Origin of the sequence: Tundrisphaera macrotermitis, assembly GCF_051175315.1 — a bacterium.
In the GTDB taxonomy this organism is placed as follows: Bacteria; Planctomycetota; Planctomycetia; order Isosphaerales; family Isosphaeraceae; genus Tundrisphaera.
Genome location: NZ_CP195100.1, coordinates 5,912,983 through 5,938,410 on the forward strand (window position 1 = coordinate 5,912,983; position 25,428 = coordinate 5,938,410).

At 68.1% G+C, this 25,428-nt stretch carries 16 protein-coding genes and 1 tRNA gene; 8 read left to right on the forward strand and 9 right to left on the reverse strand.

All coding sequences use genetic code 11. The features are described 5' to 3' along the window. Positions 1-131: 131 nt before the first annotated feature. Positions 132-4,082 carry an FtsK/SpoIIIE domain-containing protein gene (locus TA3x_RS23895; RefSeq protein ID WP_435017185.1) on the forward strand — a complete coding sequence of 1,317 codons (3,951 nt, stop codon included), beginning with the start codon at positions 132-134 and terminating at the stop codon, positions 4,080-4,082. A gap of 207 nt (positions 4,083-4,289) precedes the next feature. Beyond that, positions 4,290-4,475: a hypothetical protein gene (locus tag TA3x_RS23900; protein WP_435017186.1), complete on the forward strand. Its 186-nt coding sequence runs from the start codon at positions 4,290-4,292 to the stop codon at positions 4,473-4,475. Positions 4,476-4,587: 112 nt separating this feature from the next. Here TA3x_RS23900 and TA3x_RS23905 read toward each other — a convergent pair whose 3' ends face one another. Continuing rightward, on the reverse strand, positions 4,588-5,427 hold the full coding sequence (locus TA3x_RS23905; protein ID WP_435017187.1) for a class I SAM-dependent methyltransferase: 840 nt from the start codon (positions 5,425-5,427) through the stop codon (positions 4,588-4,590). After that, positions 5,424-6,107: a tRNA (adenosine(37)-N6)-threonylcarbamoyltransferase complex dimerization subunit type 1 TsaB gene (gene tsaB / locus TA3x_RS23910; RefSeq protein ID WP_435017188.1), complete on the reverse strand. Its 684-nt coding sequence runs from the start codon at positions 6,105-6,107 to the stop codon at positions 5,424-5,426. Before tsaB ends, TA3x_RS23905 begins: the two co-directional genes overlap by 4 nt. A 221-nt stretch (positions 6,108-6,328) precedes the next feature. Here tsaB and TA3x_RS23915 point away from each other — a divergent pair, with 221 nt between their 5' ends. Then, positions 6,329-7,177 carry a metallophosphoesterase family protein gene (locus TA3x_RS23915; protein ID WP_435017189.1) on the forward strand — a complete coding sequence of 283 codons (849 nt, stop codon included), beginning with the start codon at positions 6,329-6,331 and terminating at the stop codon, positions 7,175-7,177. An 84-nt stretch (positions 7,178-7,261) separates the two neighbouring features. Next, entirely contained in the window at positions 7,262-9,502 is a 2,241-nt protein-coding gene (gene yidC / locus TA3x_RS23920) for a membrane protein insertase YidC (protein WP_435017190.1), read from the forward strand. A gap of 154 nt (positions 9,503-9,656) precedes the next feature. On the opposite strand, the gene TA3x_RS23925 is transcribed toward yidC, so the two are convergent. Then, positions 9,657-10,259, reverse strand: coding sequence for a GNAT family N-acetyltransferase (locus TA3x_RS23925; RefSeq protein ID WP_435017191.1), 603 nt, complete (start codon positions 10,257-10,259; stop codon positions 9,657-9,659). Between the two features lie 66 nt (positions 10,260-10,325). Then, positions 10,326-10,398: transfer RNA gene (locus TA3x_RS23930), tRNA-Ala, on the reverse strand. A 223-nt stretch (positions 10,399-10,621) separates the two neighbouring features. Between TA3x_RS23930 and TA3x_RS23935 the strand changes: the two genes are divergently transcribed. The 3 genes from TA3x_RS23935 (at position 10,622) to TA3x_RS23945 (ending at position 13,747) form a co-directional block, all read left to right on the forward strand. Continuing rightward, positions 10,622-11,029 (forward strand): hypothetical protein, encoded by a 408-nt coding sequence (locus TA3x_RS23935; RefSeq protein WP_435017192.1) that lies wholly within the window; start codon positions 10,622-10,624, stop codon positions 11,027-11,029. Between the two features lie 109 nt (positions 11,030-11,138). Beyond that, complete coding sequence (locus tag TA3x_RS23940) at positions 11,139-11,909, forward strand: ABC transporter ATP-binding protein (protein ID WP_435017193.1); 771 nt, start codon at positions 11,139-11,141, stop codon at positions 11,907-11,909. Continuing rightward, on the forward strand, positions 11,906-13,747 hold the full coding sequence (locus TA3x_RS23945) for an ABC transporter permease (RefSeq protein ID WP_435017194.1): 1,842 nt from the start codon (positions 11,906-11,908) through the stop codon (positions 13,745-13,747). Before TA3x_RS23940 ends, TA3x_RS23945 begins: the two co-directional genes overlap by 4 nt. A gap of 15 nt (positions 13,748-13,762) precedes the next feature. Here TA3x_RS23945 and TA3x_RS23950 read toward each other — a convergent pair whose 3' ends face one another. Then, positions 13,763-15,187 (reverse strand): hypothetical protein, encoded by a 1,425-nt coding sequence (locus TA3x_RS23950; protein WP_435017195.1) that lies wholly within the window; start codon positions 15,185-15,187, stop codon positions 13,763-13,765. Between the two features lie 309 nt (positions 15,188-15,496). Here TA3x_RS23950 and TA3x_RS23955 point away from each other — a divergent pair, with 309 nt between their 5' ends. After that, the gene (locus TA3x_RS23955) at positions 15,497-16,594 is read left to right on the forward strand and encodes a hypothetical protein (protein ID WP_435017196.1); all 1,098 of its coding nucleotides are present in this window, start codon (positions 15,497-15,499) and stop codon (positions 16,592-16,594) included. A 24-nt stretch (positions 16,595-16,618) separates the two neighbouring features. Here the strand turns inward: TA3x_RS23955 and TA3x_RS23960 are convergent, their stop codons facing one another. The 4 genes from TA3x_RS23960 to TA3x_RS23975 all read right to left on the reverse strand — a co-directional run bounded on the left by TA3x_RS23960 (position 16,619) and on the right by TA3x_RS23975 (position 25,412). Continuing rightward, positions 16,619-17,083, reverse strand: a complete 465-nt coding sequence (locus TA3x_RS23960) for an Rrf2 family transcriptional regulator (protein ID WP_435017197.1) — start codon at positions 17,081-17,083, stop codon at positions 16,619-16,621. Positions 17,084-17,224: 141 nt separating this feature from the next. Beyond that, positions 17,225-20,422: an efflux RND transporter permease subunit gene (locus TA3x_RS23965; protein WP_435017198.1), complete on the reverse strand. Its 3,198-nt coding sequence runs from the start codon at positions 20,420-20,422 to the stop codon at positions 17,225-17,227. Between the two features lie 139 nt (positions 20,423-20,561). After that, positions 20,562-21,905, reverse strand: a complete 1,344-nt coding sequence (locus TA3x_RS23970; protein WP_435017199.1) for an efflux RND transporter periplasmic adaptor subunit — start codon at positions 21,903-21,905, stop codon at positions 20,562-20,564. A 357-nt stretch (positions 21,906-22,262) separates the two neighbouring features. After that, positions 22,263-25,412: a DUF1553 domain-containing protein gene (locus tag TA3x_RS23975; protein WP_435017200.1), complete on the reverse strand. Its 3,150-nt coding sequence runs from the start codon at positions 25,410-25,412 to the stop codon at positions 22,263-22,265. Positions 25,413-25,428: the final 16 nt, after the last annotated feature.

Sequence of the window (25,428 nt, forward strand, 5' to 3'; positions counted from 1 at the left end):
TCGCCGCCCACGTCGACCCCGCCCTTCCCCGATCGCCGGGCCTCGGCCCACCCCCGGAGGGTTGCTCTCCGGGGGTGGATCGCGACGGCCGCTTATGATCCTGTTGCGCACCCCGTGCTGGACACCCCGCGATGCCTGGACCGTCCCTGATCCAACGTCAAGTCGACGCCATCCGCGACCTTTCCCGCCTGGCCACCGAACGCGCCCAGCGTGAGGCCGCGATCGAGAAGGAGTTCGCCAAGGCCCAGGCCGCCGCCGAGAAGCAGTATCAGGCGACGCGGCAAGGGATCGTCCGCCGCCGCGACCTGCAGATCCAGGCGATCGACGGCGACATCCAGCAGGCCCGCGCGGCCATCGAGGCCCGCGCCCAGGCGGAGCAGGTCGCCGCCAAGCAGGAGCACGACCAGGCCCTGGCCCAGGCCAAGAAGGTCTACAAGTTCGAGACCGAGAACGCGGCCACCACGCTCGAAGAGGCCGGGTGGGAGACCACGGCCGTCTACGACGCCAACATCGTCAAGGTCCGCCAGCGCTACGATCAGATGAAGCGTCGCCTGGCCGAATCCCTGGCCACCTACGCCGAGGTCAAGGAGGCGGCCGGCGGCTTCCCCGCCCGATACAAGGCCTTCGTCACCCCGGACACCACCCCGCCGCCGCCCGCCGACGGTGAATCCGAAGACCCGATCGTCAAGCTCGACGAGTCGACCCAGGAGATCCACGACGCCTGGGTCGCCGCGACCCAGCTCAAGATCCTGCCGATCCTGGAGATGAGCTTCTTCGTCTTCCTGTGCGTGGTGCTGTTCCTGGCCGTGACCGGGGCCGTCGGCTACTTCGCCGGCTGGATGGTCGGCCTGGCGGTCGGGGCGGTGGCCACCGGCGTGCTCGGCTTCGTCGCCCGGTCGGCCATCAAGTCTACCGCCAGGGGCCAGATCAGCCGCGAGGTCAACGCGCTCTCCCGGGCGATCGCCCTGGGAGACGCCCGCGAGGCCCGCGCCACCGCCTGGGTCGAGGACTGGAACAAGAAGGCCACCGCCGAAGTTGAACGACGCCGCGACGCCGACGCGAAGAAGGCCAAGGACAGCTACGACCGGCTGATCCCCGAGTTGGAAGCCCGCCGCGACAAGGCGATCCGCACGGCCGAGGATCGCTACCCCAAGGCCCTCGCCGCCGCCCGGAAGAAGTGGGAAGACGACCTGGAGGCGGCCGAGGACAAATCCGCCCGCGAGATGAAGGAGGCCAAGGAGGCCGGCGAGCGGGAACTCCACGCCCACGACTCGGCCCACTTCGCCGACGTCGAGGCCCGCCGCATCGCCTACGAGGAGTCCTGGAACAAGCTGATCGCCGACTGGCGCCAGGGCGTGGCCAAGATGAAGTATGAGCTCGGCGAGGTCGATGCCGAGGACCGCCGCCTCTTCCCGCCCTGGCATGACCCCGCCTGGGACCCCTGGGAGCCGCCCGCGGCGTCGCCCGGCGTCCTCCGGATCGGCGAATTCCACGTCGATCTGGCCAAGATCCCCGAGGCCATCCCGGCCGATCCCCGGCTCAAGGAATTCACCCCCGAGTCGGTCGACCTGCCCGCCTTCCTGTCGTTCCCGGACAAGATCTCTCTGCTGCTCAAGACGCACGACGAGGGGCGCGGGCCCGCCGTCGCCGCGCTCCAGGTCGCGATGCTCCGGTTCCTGACGGCGATCCCGCCGGGCAAGGTCCGGTTCACGATCATCGACCCGGTCGGCCTGGGGCAGAACTTCTCGACGTTCATGCACCTGTCCGAATACGACGAGCTGCTGGTCAACAACAAGCGGATCTGGACCGAGCAGCAGCAGATCGACCAGCGGCTGGTCGACATGACCGAGCACATGGAGAACGTCATCCAGACGTATCTCCGCAACGAATACGAGTCGATCGAGGAATACAACGAGATGGCCGGCGAGGTCGCCGAGCCCTATCGCGTGATCGTGGTGGCCAACTACCCGGCCAACTTCTCCGACATCGCCCAGCGCCGGCTGGTGAGCATCGCCAACAGCGGGCCCCGCTGCGGCGTCTACACCCTGATCAGCGTCGACACCAAGCTGGCCGGCGCCACCGGGCCGCTGGCCAAGGATCTGGAGCCGAACTCGATCAACCTGGTCTGGAAGGACGGGCGATTCGTCTGGAAGGACAGCCCGTTCGAGCAATACCCGCTGAAGCTCGACCCGCCGCCCGACGACGACGAGTTCAACCGCATCGTCAAGCTCGCGGGCGAGGCCGCCAAGCAGGCCAAGCGCGTCGAGGTGCCGTTCGAGGCCATCGCGCCGACGCCCGACAAGTACTGGACCTGGGACAGCCGCAGCCTGATCGACGCCCCGCTGGGCCGGGCCGGGGCCACCAAGTTCCAGAACCTGAAGCTGGGCAAGGGCACTTCTCAGCACGTCCTGATCGCCGGGAAGACCGGCTCCGGTAAGTCCACGCTCCTCCACGCGATGATCTCCAACATCGCGCTGATGTACAGCCCCAAGGAAGTCGAACTCTACCTGATCGACTTCAAGAAGGGGGTCGAATTCAAGACTTACGCCGCCTACAGCCTGCCGCACGCCCGGGTGGTGGCCGTCGAGTCCGAGCGCGAGTTCGGCCTCAGCGTTCTGCAGCGGCTGGACGTCGAATTGAAGGTCCGCGGCGACAAGTACCGCGTCTCCGGCGCCCAGGACGTGGCCAGCTATCGCCGCAACACGGGCGAGTATCTGCCGCGCATCCTGCTGCTGGTGGACGAGTTCCAGGAATTCTTCATCGAGGACGACAAGCTGGCCCAGGAGGCCTCGCTGCTGCTCGACCGCCTGGTCCGCCAGGGTCGTGCCTTCGGCATCCACGTCGTCCTCGGGTCGCAGACCCTGGGCGGTGCCTATTCGCTGGCCCGGACCACGATCGCCCAGATGGCGATCCGCATCGCCCTCCAGTGCTCGGAGGCCGACTCCCACCTGATCCTCTCCGAGGACAACGCGGCGGCCCGGCTCCTGACCCGTCCCGGCGAGGCGATCTACAACGACGCCAACGGGATGATCGAGGGGAACCACGTCTTCCAGGTCGTGTGGCTGCCCGACGTCAACCGCGAGAACTACCTCAAGACCCTGCACAAGATGGCCGAGGAGCGGAACCTGCTCCCGGACACCCCGCAGCTCGTCTTCGAAGGCAACCTGCCGGCCGACGTGGCCAACAACCCGCTCCTCAACCGGGCCCTGGCCGAAGAAGCCTGGCCCGCCGAGGTCCGCTCGGTCCAGGTCTGGCTGGGCGACGCGATCGCCATCAAGGACCCGACCGCCGCCCTGCTCCGCCGCCAGAGCGGTGCCAACATCCTGATCATCGGCCAGTACGAGGAGATGGCGCTAGGCACCCTGGAGATGGCCGTGTTGAGCCTGGCGGCCCAGCACGTCCCGGCGATCAATGGCCACGAAGGGGCCGGCAATGCGGCCAAGTTCTTCGTCCTGGATGGCACCCCGACCGACTCGCCGCTCTACGGCACGTTCAACAACTTGGTGGACGTGATACCGCATCCCTACAAGATCGTCGGACCTCGCGAGGTCGAGCCGGTCATCAACGAGATCGCCGAGGAGCTGGCCCGGCGGCAGTCCGAGGATGTCGCAGATGCCCCGTCGATCTACATCATGATCTACGACCTCGGCCGGTTCCGCGATTTGCGCAAGTCGGACGACGACTTCGGCTTCTCTTCGAGCTACGGCAGCGAGGAGGCGAAGCCGAGCGCCTCGAAGCAGTTCGCCACCCTGCTCCGCGAAGGTCCGAACTTCGGGATCCACTGCATCGCCTGGTGCGATACGGTGGGCAACCTCAACCGGACCTTCGAGCGGCAGACGGCCGGCGAGTTCGAGCTTCGGGTCCTGTTCCAGATGAGCGTCAACGACTCCAGCGCCCTGATCGACTCGCCGGCCGCCGGCAAGCTCGGCGAGAATCGGGCCCTCTATTACAACGAGGAACAGGGCCGGATGGAGAAGTTCCGACCGTACGGACTCCCCTCCCCCGAGTGGTTGGAGACGGTCCGCCAGCGGATCGCAGCCAAGAGCATCCTCGATCCCGCCGCCGGAGGGACGACGGGCTGAACCCGATCGAATCCCGATCGATCGACGCGGGATTGCCGCTCCTAATCGCGGGGGCGGCGATCCCGTCGTGCGTTCTGGGCCGGTCCTCGGGCTTTTGACGCGGGGCCTCGCGATTTCTCCGAGATCGTTGCCCGGTTTCGACCCGGAATCGCAACGAGGGAGTGGGGACGACAGCTTGTGTTGCCCCATCTCCAGGGAGGAAAGCCGATGACCCGCTCCGACAACGCGTGCCCCCCGCGGCCTCGGGGGAAGATCGTCTGGAAGGCCATCGATCATCCGGGGCAGTTCTGGTCCGCGACCAGCGTCGCCGACCTCCACCGCCGCATCAGGATCCGCAATGACCTGCTCCGGAACATCGAGGCCTCGCGGCGATTGACTTCCAGCCAGGACTAGGCGAGCGGCCAAGGGCGACGAACCCGGCGGGGAAAAGGGGCGGCACCTCCGCCGACCACCCACGATCAGCCCCTTTTCCCGCCCGTCTCATCCGAGCGAGGCCCGACCCGAGTCAGGCCGGGCGATGGCCGGAGACGTTGACCCCATTCCCTTGCCCGGCGTGGAAGAAGACCTGCGATCGGGACAGATCCTGGATGTCGACGAGCCCCGCCTCCGCGAACCAGCTCATAACCTCCTCGGTCGTGTGCCGCGAAAGGTACTTCGGCGCGTACCAATCGAGGGTGTCGCACACGCGCACCTCGGGGTCGGGGTGCATTGAGACGCCGATCGTGGCCACGTTGAGGGCGACGCCCAGGCGTGATACCAGCCGATGGGGGCTGGCCATCAAGCGCCGCTTGAGCCCGCCGACCGGCGCCATCGCCCGGCTGACTGCCATCAGGGCCCCGAGCGGGAGCCGACGGGAGATGGCCCGATGAACCTCGATGATCCGTTCCAGCGCGGGACGCTCGCGCGAATAGACCCAGATGACGATCCGGCCGCCCGGCTTCAACAATCGAGCCAGGGCCAGGAACGCGGCGCGGGGGGCGGGCGTGTGGTCGAGCACGCCCAGCGAGTAAATGTGGTCGAAGGTCCCCGGGCCGAAGGGGGGTCGGAGCAGGTCGCCCCGCACCAGGGACACTCCGGGCAGGTCGGCCGTGAGGGCCTTCGCCGCGATCACGGCCTCGCTCAGGTCGAGCCCGACGACCCGGGCCCCGGCCTCCGCCGCCACGCGCAGATACCGGCCCATCCCGCAGCCGCCGTCCAGCACCGACCTCCCTCGCAACGCCTCGGGGTCGAGGCCCGTCCGGTTGCGGAAGGTGGCGCGGTCCTCGTCGGGCCGGAGGATCCGGAACGTATTCCACTGGAGGCTGTAGGCCGATTTGGTGCGCGATTGGTCGCGATCGGGGGTCATGTCCGCCTGTCCCACTGGTCCTCGGCGGCGCTCCGCCGGAAATAGGCGGGCTCCAACGTCCAGGGATCGTCGCGCCGGTCCGAACGGGTCGCGTCCCGGGCCAGGGCGATGAGGCTCGCGGGCGAGGGATGCCCCTCCTCGCTCGTCCCGGTTTGGACCCCTTCCGGCCATGGCAGGGAGAGGCGGTCGAGGCCCGGGCCGAGCACCAGGGTCCCGGGGTCGAGCCCCGCCGCCCAGGCGTCGCCCCGCTCGATCCGGGTCGGGGCGAGCCGCACCATCCCGCCGGGGCCCCGCGCGAATTCGGCCGCGTAGACATCGCCTCGCTGCGCGTCGGCCACGACGGCCACCCGCGCGGCCCCGGCCGGGGCCCCGGCAGCGATCACTTCGAGGCTGTCGAGCCCGATCAGCTTGCATCCGCCGGCGAATGCGAGGGTCTTGGCCGCCGTCAGGCCGATCCGCAGGCCGGTGTAAGAGCCGGGCCCGACCCCGACGGCGATCAGGTCGAGTTGCCCGGGTCGCAGGCCCTGGCCGTCCAGAAGGGCCTTGATGGCCGGGACCAGGTTGCGGCCGTGACGCCGGTCCGGCTCCGTCGCGCCGTGGGTGATGGGGGACCGATCGTCGGCCCCCGAGAGCGCGATGGCGGCGCGGAGCGTGGATGTATCGATGGCCAGGATCCTCACGGCGCCTCCTCCACCGCCGGCGAGATTGGGCCCGACGCCATCCGGACCACCGGACTCCGGGCGGGATCAATCACGGAGAAGGGCCGGGCTTGGCCTTGACCCCCGGGCCGTCGCGGCTCTATTTTAACAGTTAAGAGCCCCCCGTCCGTCGTGTCAACGCCGAGCGGAGTTCCGGTTACCTCTCTCCTCGCCGTCCCCGCCTCGTACGGAGGTCTCCCCCGGTGCGCCGCGCCCTGATCAGCGACATCCACGGCAATCTCGAAGCCCTGGAGGTCGTCCTGGACGACATCAAGTCCCGCGGGATCTCCGAGATCTTCTGCCTGGGCGACGTCATCGGCTATGGCCCCAACCCCCGCGAGTGCATCGACCGGGTGATGGAGCATTGCACGATGACCCTCCTGGGCAACCACGACCAGGGGGCCATGTTCGACCCCGACGGGTTCAACATCGGCGCCGAGCGGGCGATCTTCTGGACCCGCGAGCAGCTCGAAAACCCGTCCGACCGCGTCAACAATGAACGCCGGTGGGAATTCCTCGGACTCCTCCCCCGCCATTACCGCCACGAGTCCTTCCTCTTCGTCCACGGGTCGCCCCGAAATCCCCTGAGCGAGTATATCTTCCCCGAGGACATCTACAACCACCGCAAGATGGAACGGCTGTTCCAGCTCGTGGAAAAGTACTGTTTCCAGGGGCATACGCACGTCCCGGGCGTCTTCACCGAAGGGTATCAGTTCTTCTCCCCCGAGGAGATCGACCACGAATACACCCTCGGCGAAGGCAAGGTGATGATCAACGTCGGGTCGGTGGGCCAGCCCCGCGACGGCGATCCCCGATCTTGCTACGTGATCCTGGACGACGGCCAGGAAGATTCCTCGCCCGCGCCGAATTCTCCCAATGAAAGCCAGGGGTCCGACGAACAACGAGCATCGGGGACGCCCGGCAAGGCGGCCGGCCCGGTCCGGGTGACCTTCCGGCGGCTGCCCTACGATCACGAGGCCACGATCCGGAAGATCTACGCCATCCCCGAACTCGAAGCATTCCTGGGCGATCGGCTCCGGCAGGGACGCTGAAACCATCCCGGGCCTTCGTCCGGCCCGACCCTTCCCCGCGCGCCTCCCACCGCGCTTCCCCCGGACGCCAAGGTCTCCCATACGATGAGCAGCGAGAAGCGGCTGGTCTTGTTCCTGGTCCTCACCATCGGATCGATGTACGGGATCACGTTGCTGATGGACGCGATGGGGCTCAACCCGCCCCCGCAGAAGCCCGCACCGCCCGCCGTCGCCTCCAAGGCGGAGAAGGACGCGAAGCCCAAGGCCGAGCCGACCCCCGCCGAGGTGGCCAAGGCACGCGACGATGCGATGCCCGCCGACCCGTTCATGAAGGATGAGCCGGCCCGCCCGGCCGAGCCCCGGGTCCAGCGCGTCGACCAGCCGCTGATCATGGGCGCCAGCCCGAAGGCGGGCGGCGCCGCCGGCTATCACCTGGAGGTCCGGCTCGACCAACGCGGGGCCTCGGTCGCCTCGGCCATCTCGACGCTCTACGAGGGGGAAATCGATCGCGAGGCGGCCCGGAAAGGGCTTCAGAAGGATTCGCGGCTCGTCCTGATCCGCCAGAACCCCCGATCCGAGGCCCCCTGGCCGCTGGCCATGACGCTCACCTCCGATGCGAAGGAGGGGGGGAACGCCGCCGGTACGGAAGGGCGCAAGAAGATCGAAGCCGGCCTGTATGACCAGATCTGGGAAGTCGTCCGCGACTCCGACCAGGCCCCATACATCCGCACCATCTCCAGGCCCGACCCCAAGGGCACCGGCAAGATCGAAGGGCAGGAGATCGCGTTCCGGGCCAAGGTCGACGAGCCCGCCGTCACGGTGACCAAGACGTATCGCCTCTGGCAGGGCGAGGACGGATTCGATGTCGAGTTGAAGTTCACCGGGGATCGTGCCGCCAAGTTCGCCTACACCCTGGTCGGGCCCTACGGGATCCCGATCGAGGGGGAATGGTACACCTCGACTTTCCGCGACATCTTCTTCGGGCTGGTGAAGGAAAACACCACCGAGATTTCGACCCGCGCCGCCTCGGACGTCGTCGGGACGATCGACGACCCGACCCAGCGTTTCTCGCAGCTGCCGCTCAAGTTCGCCGGCGTCGAGGACCAGTACTTCGCCACCTTCGTCCAGCCCTGGCCGATCCCCAAGACCAACGCCGATCGATACGACCAGGACTCCGGCCCGATCGCGGTCTTCAAGGATGAGAAGGCTCCCCAGAAGTCCGACGTCGGGGTCGAGATCACCTCAAGGCCGCTCGTCGTCGGCCCGAATCTGGGCGAGACGACGCACACCTACAAGGTGTTCGCCGGCCCCAAGACCTATGATGCGCTGGTCGGGTACGGCGCCGACGAACTGGCCTCCTACCGCAAGACCTGGCTCCCGATCCCGTTCGCGTCGCAGCTGGCGAAGAACGTGATCGCCCCGCTCCTGGTCCGGATCTATGCCCTGACCGAGCAGGTTTCGCGGATGTTCGGCGGGACCAAGGGCAACTACGGCATCGCCATCATCCTCCTGACCATGTGCGTCCGCCTGGCGATGTTCCCGCTCGGGCGGAAGCAGGCGGTGATGGCCAAGAAGATGCAGGATCTCCAGCCGCTGCTGACCGAGGCCCGCGAGAAGTACAAGGACGACAAGGAACAGCTCAACAAGGAAACCTGGGCGATCTTCAAGGCTAACAAGGTCAACCCGGCCTCGGGCTGCCTCCCGGCCCTGATCCAGATGCCGATCTTCGTCGGCCTCTGGCAGGCGTTGAATAACAGCGTCCACCTGCGGCACTCGTCGTTCCTCTACATCCGCGACCTCGCCGCGCCGGACATGCTGTTCAAGTTCCCGTTCGAGCTGCCCCTGATCGGCGGCTTCCTCGGGCCGTACTTCAACCTCCTGCCGCTGCTGGTCGTGGCGTTGATGCTGATCCAGACCAAGCTATTCTCGCCCCCGGCGACTACGCCCGAGGCGGAGATGAACCAGAAGATGATGAAGTACATGATGGTCTTCATGGCCTTCATGTTTTACAAGGTCCCGTCCGGCCTGGGCCTCTACTTCATCACCAGCAGCCTCTGGCAGATCAGCGAACGCCTCCTCTTGCCCAAGGTCCTCCCGATCGCGTCGACCGCCCCGGTCAAGGGCGGCGACCCGGACTTCGGCGGGCCCGGGGACCGCGGCCCGTCCGGCGGCCGGGGCCCGAGCACCGGCAATGGCCCCGCCCCCCAGGGTTGGCTGGGCAAGAAGCTCGAGAAGCTGATCGAGGAAGCGAACAAGGAGAAGACGATCCGCAACGACGATCGCGACCGGATCCGCGACCGCGACCGCGACAATCGCTCCCGTTCTCGCCCGGGCAAGAAGCGCTGATCCCGGACGCGCACCGGGCCGATGGCCCCTGCCATCCCGTTCCCCATACCCCTGCGGCCCGACCCTTCACGGGTCGGGCCGCTTCGCATTCGGGGAGAACGTCGGATCGGTCCCGGATGAAACGCACCGATGGATGGCGTGCGGAGAGGCGACGTCACGCCGGCAGAGCCGGATCCACCGGCCCGGTTCGAGACGCAGCGAGGTCGCGATAATAGAACGTGGTGCTGCAAGGAGCTCCGCCCGGCATCAGGGCAAAGCCGGGGACATCGCCGACCCGCACCCACCCCAGGCGTTCATAGAGGCGAGAGCCGTCGCCGTCCGTGACGGCGTCGAGCACGAGCAACGTCCGGCCGCGAGCCCGGGCCTCCGCCTCGGCGGCCCGGACCAACGCCGCCCCCAGGCCCCGGCGGCGGGCCCGGCGATGCACCAGCATCTTCACCAGATCAGCGCGATGGGGCTGATTCTCGGGCAAGTCGAGGACGAGTTGCACGGTCCCGCAGGGCCCCGACTCATCCTCCGCGATCTGGAGGACCCGCCCGCCGGAGGCAACTCCGTCCGCCACCCGGCGCCAGAAGGCCAAGGCCCGATCACGCGAGAGCGGATGCATGAAGCCGACCGAGGCGCCGCCTTCGACGCAGTCGATGAGGATGTCGGCCAGACGGCCGATGAGGTCGTCATTGACCCGGTCGAGGCGGCGGATCGTCGGCTCGGGCATGATCATGGCTGAGAGGCGGGCGAATGCCGTGCTGCGCGTCATCGCAGCACCGGATCTGTCTCGGCCGGAACGACACCGACTTTTGACCTAAGTCCTGGCCTGACCTAGTGGAGATGATGGGGGTCGAACCCACAACCTCGTGGTTGCAAACCACGCGCTCTCCCAGTTGAGCTACATCCCCAGGAACGGCCGATCTCGCAATCGGCCGCTACGGATCGATTCTAGCGTTGGTCCAACGGATTGGGAAGGATCTTTTCGCATCACTCGGGCGTTGATCTTCGGGGAAATCCCGACGTCCATCGATCCTGACGAACCCTCATGGCCTCCTACAATCGCCCGGTCCAGGATGGTCGGATGACGTGTAGTCGGCAACGATTGGACCGGTACTCTTGAGGCTCGCTGTTATGATGAGCTTGGCCGAGGCGTCTCGGATGGTCTCGTTCGGGCTGGTGGTCCTGATCTGGCTCGTCCAGATCATCATCTATCCGTCGTTCGCCGAGGTCGCCCCCGATCGGTTCCGGGCCCACCATGCGGCGTATACCCGGGCGATCTCCTGGTTCGTGATTCCCCTGATGTTCGGCCAGGTCTTCCTGATCGGCCGGGGCCTCGTCGATCGGCCGGATCGCTGGGGGATCCTGGCCGCGGCCCTGGTAGTGGCGGCCTGGGTGTCCATCTTCGTGCTGTCGGTCCCGCTGCACGGCAAGCTCCAGGAAGCGGGCTACGACGCAGACCTGATCCGCCGTCTGGTCGCGACGAACTGGCCCCGGACGGTCGCGTGGACGCTCGCGTTCCTGGCCCTGCTGATGAAATGAGGAGGTTCTCGCGCACGCTGGCACGGGATCAACACACCATATCGTCCCTGCATGGGCCGTGCTATCGTGGCGGCGACGATCCGCGCACACCCGATGGCGAACGATCTCCATGACTCTCGCGATCGAGACGCACCAGCTCACGCGATATTTCAACGACTTCCGCGCCGTGGACGGCATCGAATTGGCCGTGGAGCGCGGGACGTTCTACGGCTTCCTCGGACCCAACGGGGCGGGGAAGTCGACCACGATCAAGATGTTGACGGGCCTGCTCACGCCGACCTCGGGCCGGGTGATGGTGCTGGGCCGGGACATGCTCGACGCGGGCGAGTCGCTGGAAGCCAAGCGGCACATGGGGGTGATCCCCGAGGACCTCGCCCTGTTCGACTACCTGACGGCCCGCGAGTACCTGACGTTCATCGGCCGCGTCCACCTGATGCCGAAGGAGACCATCCGCGAGCGGATCGAGGAATTGCTCTCGATCCTGGATCTCCAGGACGAGCACAAGAAGCTCACCCTGGAGTATTCCCACGGGATGAAGAAGAAGCTCGCCCTGGCCGCGGCGCTGCTGCCCAACCCCGACCTCCTGTTCCTGGACGAACCCTTCGAGGGGGTGGACGCGGTGACGTCGCGGGTCATCCGCGACCTCCTGGCCGGCTTCGTGGCGAGGGGATCCACGGTCTTCCTCACCTCGCACGTCCTGGAGATCGTGGAACGGCTCTGCACCCACGTCGGCATCATCGTCAAGGGGAAGCTGGTCGAGCAGGCGTCGCTGGAGGAGATCCGCCGGGGGGGCTCGCTGGAGAGCAGCTTCCTGGAGAAGGTGGGGGGCCACCCCGAATCCGCCGGCAAGCTGAACTGGCTGGAAGAGGCCGCCCCGTGAACATCGAGCACCTGCGGGCCTTCGTCTGGCTGAGATGGCGGATCCTCTACAACACGGCCCGGAAGGCGGGCGCGGTCAGTGCCGCGCTGATGGTCGTGATCGTGGTCGGGTTGGTGGCGACGGCGATCCCGAACCTGATCGGGACGTTCGCGCTGGGTGCGTACCTGATCCCGAAGGCCACGCCGGATCAGTTGATGTTCGCGTGGGATGGCCTGATCCTGGCCTTCCTCCTCTTCTGGACGATCGGGCTGTTGACCGATCTCCAGCGGTCCGATTCGCTGTCGCTCTCGAATCTGCTCCACCTCCCCGTCTCGGTGCGTTCGGCGTTCCTGATCAACTACCTCAGCTCGTGGACCCGGCTCAGCCTGATCCTCTTCCTCCCGGTCATGCTCGGGTTTGCATTCGCGCTGATCTTCGTCCAGGGCGTGGGGCAGCTCGGGGTCCTGCCGCTCCTGGGCGGATTCCTGCTGATGGTCACGGCGTTGACCTATCAACTGCAGGGGTGGCTGGCGGCGTTGATGAGCAACCCCCGACGCCGCCGCACGGTGGTCGTGATGGCAACCGGCGTGATCGTCCTGCTCGCTCAGTTGCCGAACCTGATCAATATCGTCGCGCCCTGGGGCGATCGCGGCGATAACGGGCGAGCCCAGGCCCTCCAGCGGGAACTGCAGGCTCTGGGCGAGCAGTACAACGCGAAGAAGATCGAGGCCGCCGAACATCTGCGGCGGCAAACCCAGTTGATCGAGTCGAGCAAGCAGGCCCAGGGCTCCGCGCGGCGCCGCTCATTCGAGGCCATGACGCGGGCGGCCCGGCTGGCCAACGCGATCCTGCCGATCGGGTGGCTGCCGATGGGGGTGAGGTCGGCGGCCGACGGGCAGGCCCTGCCGGTCATCGCGGGCGGCCTGGGGATGCTGCTGATCGGTTCGGCCAGCCTCGGGCGGGCCTATCGATCCACGATCCGGGCCCACCAGGGGCTCGACGCGAGCCGGAAGACGCGTCGAGCTTCGCGACCCTCGCCGGCCGCGACGCCCGGCCGGGCCGGCTCCTCCCTGCTCGAAGCCAGCTTCCCCGGGCTGTCCGAGCCGGTCTCGGCGATCGCCCTCGGCGGGCTCCGGTCGCTCCTGCGGGCGCCCGAGGCCAAGATGATGCTGCTCTCGCCCCTGATCATGTTCCCCATCCTGGGCACGGTCTTCTTCCGCCAGGGGGCCGCGATGCCGGAGGGGGTGCGGCCGTTCCTGGCCGTCGGGGCGATGATCTGCCTCCTGTTCGGATTCCTGCAGCTGATGGGAAATCAGTTCGGGTTCGACCGGGACGGGTTCCGCGTCTTCGTGCTGAGCGCGGCCCGCCGGAGCGACATCCTGCTCGGGAAGAACCTGTCGTTCGTGCCGCTGATCGCGCCGATGCTGGTCATCGTCCTCATCGTCTCGCAGGTCTTCTTCCCGCTGAAGTGGGACCACCTGGTCGGGATGGTCCCCCAGTACGTGTCAATGTTCCTCCTGTTCTGCATGCTGGCCAATGCCCTGTCGATCCTGGCCCCGTTCCACATCGCCGCCGGGACGCTCAAGGGCTCGCAGCCGAAGTTGAGCATCGTCCTGCTGCAAGTGGCTATGTTCATGATCCTGTTCCCGCTGACCCAGGGCCTCACCTTGATCCCGCTGGGCTTCGAGACGCTGGCCCGGCATCAGGGCTGGATCGGGGACGCGCCGGTCTTCCTGATCCTGGCCCTGGCCGAATGCGTGGCGGTGATCCTACTCTATTGGCTCACCCTGGGCTGGTTCGGGTCGATGCTCCAGTCCCGGGAGAAACTCATCCTGGAAAACGTAACGAACCGGGCGTGATGCGACCGCCGGGCCTCAACCGCTGGCGCCGACCCCCTTGAGGTCGGCCCGGCGATCGGCATAGGTGACGTCGAAGGCCAGGACCGCCGGGTCGGGCTCGATGCCCCAGCGTTCGCAGGCCTGGCGATAGATCGCGGGCCACCAGTTCTCGTGGTCCGTGAGACCCTGTTCGCGGACCTCCGCCCAGTTGCTCAGGATCTTGGACCAGGCCCGGTCGCCGAAGGCGAGCCCCTCGCGCCAGTGGTCGAACTGCGGGAGATACCACTCGCGGCCGATCGCGGCGTGGAGCACCTCGTCGGCCCAGTCATAGTCCTGGATCGTGGCCATCAGGGGGTCGCCCGACCGGACGCCGACCTCCCACTCGTACCGCTTGCCGGTCTTGGGCATGAGCCCCTGCTCGATGAAGTAGAGCACCCCGTGCCGCTCCAGGGGCGTGCATTCGGTGTTCAGCCTCAGCGACCAGTTGTGGGTGATCCGGGCCTCGGTCCAGTCGATGCCCGATGCGACGAAGCCGACCTCGCCCATCATGGCGTGGCGTGCCTCGTCCCAGAGCTGGCGGGTCATGTCGCGGTAATAGCCCCAGGGCTTCCCCTCGGTCTCGACGATGATGCTGGCCATCATCTCCGGGACGTCGATCTCGCGGATCCGCTTGTAGAGCATCATCAGGGCCTTGGCCCGGTCGGGTAAGCCCTCGGTGTAAAGGAACGCCTCGGCGTTGACCCCCTGGTTGTACAGGTCGCGGAACCGCTCGTCGCGGCGAGGCACCAGGTCGAACCGGAACGGCTCCGCCGAGTGGGTGCGATGCGCCGGCGATCCCGAAGGCTCCGCGGTCCCGTCCAGGCCGCCGGCCGATGCCAGGGCGGCTTCGAGCGAGTCCACCCACGGCCGCATCGCCTCGCGGTCGGCCTCCCCGACCAGGCACGCGATGGCCTTCCGCCCGAAATCGATCATGTCGGCCAGTTCGAGCCGGGCGAAGCGGCAGATGCGGAGCGACGGGGCGTCGGTCAGCGGGTTGGTGTCGATCGCATGCCGGGCCATCCCCCGATCGAGCGCGGGCAGGGCCACCTCGTAGATCCCGACGATCAGTCCCGCCGTCGTCGGGGCCGCCCGGACCTCGTCGAACAAAACTTCCAGGGCCGGGTCGGGGACTTCCTCCAGTCCCAGGGGCGGCTGCCGCATCTCGCCCACCCGGTCGCGGAGGGCCTGGACATGCTCGGAGCAGAGATAGGCGTGGTGGGAGAACGCCGTCTTCAGCTCGTAGATCGGCTCGGCGATGATCCGGCCCGTCAGGATCTCGTGGAGCCTCTTGAAGGCGTAATGGTAGCGTTTCAGCCGGGCGACGCAGGCCTCGACCGACAGCCCGGGCCGGGCGGCCTCCTCGTGCGTGGCCAGGCCCGCCAGGGGCGGCAGTCCTCGATAGGTCTGATAGGACTCGATCATTTCCGGCGATCTCCCCGACCCGGGCATTCCGGCGAACCGGCATTCGCAGCGACGTCCCATGATAACACCCGCCCTAGTCCGCGTGGCGGAGGAAGGCGGGCGTCATCTTCGGAACCGGGCGGGCCGCCGGGCGTCGAGTTGGATCATCCGCACGAAGCGAGCCCGCCGATACCAGTGGCGGGCGAAGACGAGCCCGGAGAGCGATCGGTCCGGGGCCGCTGGCCCCCGATGCGGGGGGGCGAGATCATGATGTGCCGGCGCACCGCGGCGGGCCCCCCTCGGAGGGCCATCCCCTGGGGATTGCTGGGGATGATCGGGCTGATGGTGGTGATCGAATCCACCATCGCTCGCCACGAGTTGTGGCTGCCCGAGCAGACCATGTCCTGGGCCTGGAAGATCGGTCGGGAATCGGCCCGCGCCGACGCCCCCGGCGCCGAGATTCTCTGCTTCGGCGACAGCCTGGTCAAGCATGGCGTCCTGCCCCGCGTGCTGGAGGCCGAACTCGGCCGCCGCGCCTACAACCTCGCCCTGCCCGGCGCCCAGCCTCCGGCGACCTATTTCCAACTCCGCAAGGCCCTGGAAGCGGGGGCCAAGCCGGACGCGGTGATCGTCGATTTCAACCCGGCCACGCTCACCGCCTCGGTCCAGCGTCGCCTGGAATTCTGGCCGGAACTGCTGGAAGGCCGCGACCTGATCGACCTGGGCTGGGAATCCGGCGACGGCCCGTTCATTGCCTCGACCGTCTCCGCCTGGGTCTGGCCATCGATCCGCCATCGTCGGGGGATCCGCGAGGCCGCCCACGCCCTGATCACCGGGATGGATCCGGGGCAGGCCTCGATCCTGGAGGCCTACGTCAGGAACGGGCGGATCAATCGCGGGGCGATCGTCAGCACCCCCGCCCCGATGGCCCCGGCGGACGAGCCGGCCCGCGGGAAGGCAGGCTCGACCCAGTGGCGGCCCCACCCGACCAACGTCCCCTACGTCGGGCGATTCCTCGACCTGGCGGCCGCCCATCGGCTCCGGGTCTACTGGGTGATCCCCCCTTTCAGCCCGTCCTGGCAGGCCCGGAACGAGTGGACGGGGCTCGATGCCCGCTACACCCGGTTCGTCGACGCGATGGTGAAGGCCCACCCCGGCCTCGATCTCGTCGTGGTCGACGGCCGATCCTCGGGCTATGCCCGCGACGCCTTCTCGGACACGACCCACCTGAACGCCCGGGGGGCCTCCGCCTTCTCCCGGGCGCTGGCCGCGATCCTCCGGGCCACGCCCCCGGGCCGGGATCCTCAGCTCCGACGCATCCCCCTGCCCGCCTATGGCGATCGGCCGGGCGAAGACGAGTTGTTCGAGGATTTCGAGCGGTCCCGATCGGCCGTGGCCCGACGCCCCGGCGACGCCCGGATCCGCTGAGCCCAGGCCACCGGGATCAACCGGCTATTCGCCCGGAGCGAGGCCGACGGCGGGCTGTTCGACGCACTGCATCCGGCCGCGGATCTTGCGGGTGATGCAGGCGATGGTGATCCCCGCCAGGTGGCGGGTCATGCCGTCCTGGACCTTGTCGTAGACCTCGGTCAGCACGCCCTGGATGTGCTGGCCGCAGGGGCATTCAGGGTTCGGCTCGGCGCGGTGGAGGGCGAAGATCTCGTTGTGGGGCTCGACGGCGCGGAGGATGTCCAGCAGGGTGATCCGCTCGGGGTCCATCTGCAGCGACCACCCGCCCCCGACCCCGGTCTTGCTCTCCACGATCCCGGCGGCGCGGAGCGAGCCGAGCAGCCGGCGGATCACCACCGGGTTGGTATTCACGCTGGAAGCCAGGAATTCCGACGTCAGCGCCTGCCCACCCTTCAGCGCGAAGATGGTCAGGAGGTGGATGCCGACGCTCATCTTCGAACTCAACACGGCATCATCCTTTGGGATGGGCCGGGGCGGAAGCGGCCCCGCCCGATCCTGGGTGACACGTCCATTATACTCCCCCGGGCCGGATGCGGCCCGGGATTCGGCCGGGGACGGAAACCATGCCCCGCCCCCGGCCCGATGGCATCAATGGGCGCCCACCGGGACGGCTTCGTGCGCCGGGGCGTGATGCTCGACCGCATGAACTTCGCTCGCCGGGCGGCCCGGGTTCGAACGATTGCGGCGTTCGGCCAGGTACTCGATCAGCCGTTCGCCCAGCACATAGTAGATCGGGATCACGAACCGGCCGAGGATCGTGCTGACCGCGATCCCGAAGGCGATGACGATCCCCAGCGAGTTCCGGCTGTAGGCGCCGGCCCCGGTGGCGCGGGCCATCGGCAGGACGCCCATGACGAAGGCGAAGGAGGTCATGAGGATCGGCCGGAGCCGCTCTCGCGACGCCGCCTTGGCCGACTCCAGGATGCTCATCCCCTTCTCGCGCATCTCCACGCCGAACTCGACGATGAGGATGGCATTCTTGGTCTCCAGGCCGATCAGCATGACCAGCCCGATCTGGCCGAACACGTCGAGCGGCATGTCGTAGATCCAGAGGCCCACGATCGCGCCGAACATGGCCAGGGGCACCGTCAGGATGATGACGGTGGGGCGGATCCAGCTCTCGTAGAGGGCGGCCATGAACAGGAACACGCAGACCACCGACAGGGCGAAGATGTAGGTCGCCTGGTTCCCGGTCTTCTGCTCCTGGAAGGTGGTGCCGGTCCACTCCGTTCCGAACCCTTCCGGCAGGACCTGCTCGGCCACCTCCGTCATTGCCGCGAGCGCCTGGCCGGAGCTATACCCCGGGGCGGGCCCGCCGTTCATCTTGGCGGCGGCGTACATGTTGTAGTGCGGCACGTCGATCGGGCCGAGGGCGTAGCGGACCGTGCCCAGCGAGCTGAGCGGGACCCGTTCTCCCTTGCGGTTCAGGACGTACAGGTTCTCGATGTCCTCGGGCTTGGTGCGGACGCCCCCCTCGGCCTGGACCATGACCTTCCAGACCTTGCCGTAGAGGTCGAAGTCGTTGACGTAGTAGCCGCCGAGGTTGGCCTGGAGCGTGGCGAACAGGTCGGTGATCGGCACGTCGAGGCGGCGGGCCTTGGTCCGGTCGATGTCGAACTTGAGCTGGGGCACCCGGGCCGAATAGGTCGAGAAGACGCCGGTCAACTCGGGCCGCTTGCGGGCCTCGTCCTGGAACCGGTCGACGACCTGCTGGAGGGCATCCACGCCCTTGCCCGCCCGGTCCTCGATCATCAGTTCCAGCCCGCCGGTCTGGCTCAGGCCGCGGATGGGCGGCGGCTGGAGCACCATGACGGTGGCCTCGCGAATCTTGCCCGACATCTGCTTCTGGAGGCTCTGGACGATGCCGGCGGCCCGGAGTTCCGGCGTCCTCCGCTCGTGCCAGTCTTCCAGTCGGGCGAACACCACGCCGCAGTTGGTCTGATTGGCCGAGGTGATGATGTTCATCCCCTCGATCGTGACCGTGTGGGCGACGCCGTGCTGACCGCGGGCGATCGCCTCGACGCGCTGGATGGCCGCGGCGGTCTTCTCGCCGCTGGTGCCGTCGGGGGTCTGGACCACGCAGATGACGTAGCCCTGGTCCTCGGTCGGGATGAACGCCTTGGGCCGGGTCGTGATCATGTAGCCGGTCAGGATCAACAGGGCCAGCGAGGGGACAACGATCGTCCACCAGTGCCGGGCCGTGAACTCCAGGACCGAGTCATACGAGTCTTCGATCCACTTGAGCCCCGCGTTGAACCAGCGGAACAGGAAGAACTTCGTCTCCCCATGCTTCTCGCGGAGGAACAGCCGCGACATCGCCGGGCTGAAGGTCAGCGAGTTGAACGCCGAGAAGACAAATGAGAAGACGATCGTCATGGCGAACTGGTTGTAGAGCTTCCCGGTCATCCCCGGCATGAACGCGACCGGGACGAACACGGCGGCCAGCACCAGCGTGATCGTGACGATCGGCGTGGTGATCTCCTTCATCGCGGCCTGGGTCGCCTCCAGGGGGGCATAGCCGCGGTGGAGGTATTTCTCCACGTTCTCGACCACGATGATCGCGTCGTCCACCACCAGCCCGATGGCCAGCACCAGCCCGCACAAGGTCAGCGAGTTGATCGAGAAGCCGAACGCCGCCATGACCGCGAACGTCGCCACCAACGACACCGGGATCGCCAGCATCGGGATGATCGTGGCCCGGAAACCCTGGAGGAACACGAACACGACGATCATGACCAGGATGAACGACTCGACCAGGGTGTGCTCGACCTCCTTGATGTTCTCGTCCACGTAGTCGGTCGTGTTGTAGACGATCGTGTAGTCGAGACCCTCCGGGAAGTCCTTTTTGAGCAGGTCCATCTCCTCGCGGACTTTGTGGATGATGTCCAGGGCGTTGGCGTCGGCGTACTGGAAGATCAGGATCGATCCGGCCGGCTTGCCGTCGATGTAGCTGGCGGACTCGTAGTTTTCCGACGCCAGTTCGACGCGGGCGACGTCCTTGACCCGGACGATCGAGCCGTCGTCGTCGCGCCGGACGATGATCTCCTCGAACTCCTCCGCCTTCTCCAGCCGCCCCTTGATCGTGATCGGCAGCTCGAAGTCCTGCCCGTTGGGGACCGGGCGTGCCCCGATCTTGCCGGCGGCGGCCTGGACGTTCTCCTGCTGGATCGCCTCGATCACCTCGCTGGGCGAGATCCGCATGTTGGCCATGCGGTCCGGGTCGGTCCAGATCCGCATGGCGTATTTCCGCCCGCGGACCGTGGCGTCGCTGACCCCGTTGATCCGGCGGAGGATGTCGCCGACGTAGATCTGGCCGTAGTTGTCCAGGAAGCTCGCATCATAGCGGCCGTCGGGCGACACCAGGTTGACCACGCACACCATGTCGGTGGAGGTCTTCTTGATCGTCACGCCGAACTGCTTGACCTCGGGCGGGAGCTGGGCCTGGGCCGTCTGGACCTTGTTCTGGATGTCGACGGCGGCCATGTCCTGCGAGTAGCCGACGTCGAACGTGGCCACGATGTTCGACACGCCGTTGCTGGTGCTGTCGGAGTTGTAATAGATCATCCCCTTCGTGCCGTTGACCTGCGTCTCGATCGGCGTGGTCACCGTCCGGGCGACGCTCAGGGCGTCCGCCCCGGTGTAGGTCGTGGTGATCTGCACCTGCGGGGGCACGACCTGGGGATACTGCGCGATCGGCAAGTTGACGGCGCAGATCGTCCCGATCAGGAGCATCAGGAGGGCCGAGACCGTCGCGAAGATCGGCCGTCGGATGAAGAAGTCAACCATGACCGGCGTGTTCCCCGGGTGGATCGAACGAATATTCAGGGCACGAGGAGCGGATGGGGCGACGGTGGGCGAAAAAGAAGGGGATGGGCCCGCGGCGATCGCGGCGGCCCATCCCCGGATGCGTTCGAGGATCCAGCCCTCAGGACCTGGGCGGGGCCGGGGCCTCGGCCGAAGTGACCTTGGTCCCGTCGTCGCGACGGGTCAGGATGGCGGGCTCGGTCTTCACCGTGAGGCCGGGGCGGATCATCTGGAGGCCCTCGACGATCACCGAGGCGCCGGGGTCGAGCCCCTTGCTGATCACGCGGAGCCCCTCGTGGGTCTGGCCGGCGACGACCTTGCGGACCGCCACCTTGCCATCCTTGTCGACGACGTGGACGACCGTCCCGGCGGTCGACTCGACCACCGAGGCGGCCGGGACGACGACGGCATCCTTGAGGTGCTCGACGGTCATCCGCACCTTGACGTATTCGCCGGGCAGGAGCTTGCCGCCGGGGTTGGGGATCGACGCCTTGGCCAGGAAGGTGGAGGTGGTCTCGTCCACCGCGTTGTCGATGAAGTAGCACTTCCCTTCGTGGGGATGTTCCTTCGGGCCCGACGGGCCGGGCCGGGTCAGGCGGACGGACAGTCCGGCCGCCATCAGCTCGGTGGTCCGCTCCAGGTCGCGGGAGCTGAGCCGGAGGTCCACGCCGATCGGGTCGAGCTGCTGGATCCGGGCCAGGTCGGAATAGGCGCCGCCGCCCGACGGGTCGGGGCCGACCAGGTTGCCGACCTTGACCCGGGCCTCGCCGATCCGCCCGTCGATCGGGGCATACATCCGGCAATAGCCCAGGTTCAGCTCGGCGTCGCGGATCTCCGCCTTGGCGGCCGTGACCTGGGCCTGGGCCGCGGCCACGCCCACCGCGTAATCGGCCATGGCCTGCGCCAGGTGGGCCCGATCGGCTTCGAGCTGCGATTCCCACCGCTTGCGGTCGGCCTCGGCCTTGTCCAGGTCCTCGGCCGACCCGGCATTGCGGCTCACGAGCGACCGGTTCCGCCGCTCCTGGATCTGGGCCAGGAGCAGCTGGGCCTGGTCGAGGCTCATCTGCGAGGCGGAAACCTCGCGCCCCTTGGACTCCTCGGCCTTCTTGAGCGAGGCCTCGGCCTCGGCCAGCTTGGCCTGGGCGGCCTGGAGGGCGACCTGGTAGGGCTCCTCGTCGATCACGAGGAGGAGGTCCCCCTTCTTGACCATCGCCCCCTCTGTGAAGTGCCTCTCGGTGAGGAAGCCCCGCACCCGCGCCCGGATCGTCACATCCTCCAGGGCCCGCGTCGTCCCGTTGGGGACCACCTCGATCGGCACGTCCATCCGGCGCGACTCGACCACCCCGACCGTCGGGGGAGGCGGCGCCACCTTCTCGGCCGCCTTCTGGCAGCCCGGCAGGGTCCACGCGGCGAAGGCCGCCAGCGCCACACCCCCGATGCGTCGAGCGATGACCGGAGCGTTCATGCAACGAATCCTTCTGATACGGGGCGGGCCGCCGACCGCCGGGCCTCTTGGTCCCCGGCCGATCGGGCGGATCGCGTCCACGGCGACCGATCCCAGACCCGGATCGAGTCGATCGAGTTCGGGCCCCGGACCGCCAAACCAGCCCGGTCGACCACCCCTCTTGAATCGAAACCATGCTAGTTGCGATTCAATCGAAGTCAACCCTCCGCGGCCCCCGCCGTTCCTAATCCCTTTCGCTGTAGGTAGATCCGAGATTCGGCAAAACCAGCGACCCAGCCTATTTTATCGATAATCCATCATTCCGCACCCCGAGATCGCCGCGATCCACTACCCGGCGGGCGATGGAAATCGACGGGCTCAGCGGCGCATCACCGCCTCGTCGTAACCGAGAAGGGCCTGGGCGAGCACCGCAAAGGAGGCCAGTTCGACCGGATCCAGGCCCGGGTCGGCCGGGAGTTCACCGACCGCGAGGTAACGCCTCGCGGACACGGGATCGCCCTTGAAGCCGGCCCGTTGCTCGTCGACCAGCCGGGTCAGGATGGCCATCTCGCTCGGGCCGGGAGGGCGGCCGAGAGTGAGGCGGAAGGTCCAGGCGATCCGGGACGCCTCCTCCCGGCCCCCTTCCCGCAGCGCCTTCTGGCCGATCCCGCGGGCGGCCTCGACGATCTGGGGGTCGTTGAGCAGGACCAGGGCCTGCATCGGGGTGTTGGTTTCCTGCCGCCGGGCGATGCAGACGGAGCGGTCGGCGGCGTCGAAGGCGACCATCGCCGGGTGCGGCACGGTCCTCTTCCAGAACGTGTAGAGCGACCGGCGATGGAGGTCGTCCCCCCGACTCTGCTCGTACTTCGGACCGTTCATCGCCACCTCCCAGAGGCCCGCCGGCTGGTAGGGGCGGACGCTCGGGCCGCCGATCTTCTCGGCGAGCAGGCCGGACAGCGACAGAGCCTGGTCGCGGATCATCTCGGCGGAAAGGCGTCGGGCCGATGCCCGGGACAGCAGGAGGTTCTCCGGGTCGCGGGATCGGGCCCCGGCCTCGGCCCGCGACGATCGTCGGTAGGCGTCGGACGTCACCATCAGGCGGAGGAGACGCTTGACGTCCCACCCGGACGCGACGAAGTCGCGGGCCAGCCAGTCGAGCAGGTCGGGATGGCTGGGCGTGGCCCCCTGGCTGCCGAAGTTATCCACGCTCTCCACCAGCCCCCGGCCGAAGGCGAGACGCCAGTAGCGGTTGACCACGACCCGGGCGGTCAGCGGATGTTCGGGATCGAATAGCCACCGGGCCAGCCCCAGCCGGTTGCGCGGCTGGTCGGCCGGGAACGGCGGCAGGGCGCCGGGCGTGCCCGGCTCGACCGGGTCGCCGGGGGCGTCGTAGGCCCCCCGTTGGAGCAGGAAGGCCGGCCGGGGCCGGTCCATCTCCCGCATCACCATGATCTCGGGGGTCGGGTCGATGACCTGGCTCTTGCTCTTGCGCAGGCCGGTCAAGGCATCGGCCAGCGCCTTCGCCTCCGGAGAATGGGCGGCCAGGAACTCGTCGATCCGGGCGGCCTCGGATCCTTCCAGTTCCGCGACCAGGCCCGGTCTCCCGGACAGCCGGGCCACCTCCAGGGGGGCGAGGCCGCGATCGAACACGGCGAAGTCATCCACGAGCCCGCCCGCGAAGCCGTTGTCGCGGAACCGCTGGCCGATCGCCAGGTCGGGCTCGCCCCCCTCGTAGGTGATGTTCCTGGTGAGGCCGTCGCGGATCACGTCCAGGGGCCGGGACTCGCCATCGACGTAGATCCTCACCCCATCGGCCCGGCCCGACCCGTCGTGGGTCGCCACGACGTGGGCCCACGCGCCGATCGGGATCGGGTCGCGGGTGATGACCTTCATCGAGTTGCCCGGCCACATGTGGTGCAGCCCGAACGCCACCCGGTCCCGTTCGATGAGCAATTCGTAGCCCCGGCTCCCGGCATCGATGGGGGCCTTGCTGTGGTGGACGACCACCGCGCGTTCGGTCGGCCCCGGCACGCGGACGCGGATCGCCAGGCTGAATGCGTCGTCGCAGGTGAAGTGGCCGACGCCGGGGAAGCGGAACCCGTCCTCGCCGCTCAACGCGGCCGCCCGGTCGCGCCCCTCCGCCCCGTCCACCAACTTCGGCGACTCGATCAGCACGCCCGAATGCTCCGCGTCGACGGCGTTGGCCACCTTGCCTTCCCGGATCGCGTCGAGGTCAAACGAAGCCACCGGCCGGGGCGGGCCGGGGGCCTCGGTGCGATGGGCGATCCACTCGGCGCAGGCGCCGGCCGATGCTGCGCGGTGGCGGGCGATCTCATCCGACTTGGAGGCGATCTGGCGGTCGAGGTCGGCCAGCTTGGCGTCGGTCGCATCGTTGGTCAGCAGGAGCGCGGGCACCGGCGTGGCGGGGGTGAAGTAGGTGGTCTGCCCGGACTCGTCGATGTTCTGAAACAGGGCGAACAGCCCGTAGTAGTCGCGCTGGGTGATCGGATCATACTTGTGGTCGTGGCACCGGGCGCATTCCAGGGTCAGGCCGAGGAACGCGGTGCCCAGGGTGTTGACCCGATCGGCGACGTAGGAGACGCGGAATTCCTCGGCGACGATCCCCCCTTCCTCGTTCTGGACGTGGAGCCGGTTGAAGGCGGTCGCCAGGCGTTGCTCGCGGGTCGCGTCGGGCAAGAGGTCTCCCGCCAGTTGCCAGGTGCCGAACTGGTCGAACGGAAGGTTGCGGTTGAAGGCCCCGATCACCCAGTCGCGATAGGCCCACACCGGGCGGGGGCGATCCGCCTGGTAGCCGTGGGTGTCCGCAAACCGGGCCAGGTCGAGCCAGTCGACGGCCATCCTCTCCCCGTACCGGGGCGAGGCCAGCAGGCGGTCGACCACCCGTTCGAACGCATCGATCCGATCGTCGGCGAGGAACGCGTCGATCTCGGCCAAGGTCGGCGGCAGCCCGGTGAGGTCGAGCGTCGCCCGGCGGATCAGCGTCTCGCGGGAGGCTTCGGGCGCCGGTACGATCCCCTCGCGGGCCAGCCGGTCGGCGATGAACGCGTCGATCGGATGGCCGGCCGAGGCCGGCGGGGTCGGGCGTCCCGGCGGCTCGAACGACCAGTGCCGGCCCCACTTCGCCCCCTGCTCGACCCAGCGCCGGAGGACATCGATCTGCTCCGGGGTCAGATGCCGGTTCGACTTCGGCGGCGGCATGATCTCCAGGGGGTCGCGGCTGGTGATCCGCGCGATCAGCTCGCTCTCGCCCGGCTGGCCCGCGACGACGGGCGGGCTCTCCCCCCGCAGGACGCCTTCCTCGGTATCCAGGCGGAGATCCGCCTGGCGGGTCCCGGGGTCGTTGCCGTGACAGTGGAAGCACGCATCCGAGAGGATCGGCAGCACGTCCCGCCCGAACACCACCGGCCCCACCTCCCCGGCCCGGGCCGATGGCGGCAGCAACGCGGCAACGAGGGCTAGCGCCGAGGCGAAGGCCCCCATCGGGCCGAGGCCGGCGAGAAGATGCATCGTCGTTCGCATCGGG

What these genes read in the sequence shown, in the direction of transcription:
- TA3x_RS23895 (WP_435017185.1), top strand. Translation starts at nt 132, where the DNA reads ATGCCTGGACCGTCCCTGATCCAACGTCAAGTCGACGCCATCCGCGAC.
- TA3x_RS23900 (WP_435017186.1), top strand. Translation starts at nt 4,290, where the DNA reads ATGACCCGCTCCGACAACGCGTGCCCCCCGCGGCCTCGGGGGAAGATC.
- TA3x_RS23905 (WP_435017187.1), bottom strand. Translation starts at nt 5,427, where the DNA reads ATGACCCCCGATCGCGACCAATCGCGCACCAAATCGGCCTACAGCCTC.
- yidC (WP_435017190.1), top strand. Translation starts at nt 7,262, where the DNA reads ATGAGCAGCGAGAAGCGGCTGGTCTTGTTCCTGGTCCTCACCATCGGA.
- TA3x_RS23925 (WP_435017191.1), bottom strand. Translation starts at nt 10,259, where the DNA reads ATGACGCGCAGCACGGCATTCGCCCGCCTCTCAGCCATGATCATGCCC.
- TA3x_RS23935 (WP_435017192.1), top strand. Translation starts at nt 10,622, where the DNA reads ATGATGAGCTTGGCCGAGGCGTCTCGGATGGTCTCGTTCGGGCTGGTG.
- TA3x_RS23940 (WP_435017193.1), top strand. Translation starts at nt 11,139, where the DNA reads ATGACTCTCGCGATCGAGACGCACCAGCTCACGCGATATTTCAACGAC.
- TA3x_RS23950 (WP_435017195.1), bottom strand. Translation starts at nt 15,187, where the DNA reads ATGATCGAGTCCTATCAGACCTATCGAGGACTGCCGCCCCTGGCGGGC.
- TA3x_RS23955 (WP_435017196.1), top strand. Translation starts at nt 15,497, where the DNA reads ATGATCGGGCTGATGGTGGTGATCGAATCCACCATCGCTCGCCACGAG.
- TA3x_RS23965 (WP_435017198.1), bottom strand. Translation starts at nt 20,422, where the DNA reads ATGGTTGACTTCTTCATCCGACGGCCGATCTTCGCGACGGTCTCGGCC.
- TA3x_RS23970 (WP_435017199.1), bottom strand. Translation starts at nt 21,905, where the DNA reads ATGAACGCTCCGGTCATCGCTCGACGCATCGGGGGTGTGGCGCTGGCG.
- TA3x_RS23975 (WP_435017200.1), bottom strand. Translation starts at nt 25,412, where the DNA reads ATGCATCTTCTCGCCGGCCTCGGCCCGATGGGGGCCTTCGCCTCGGCG.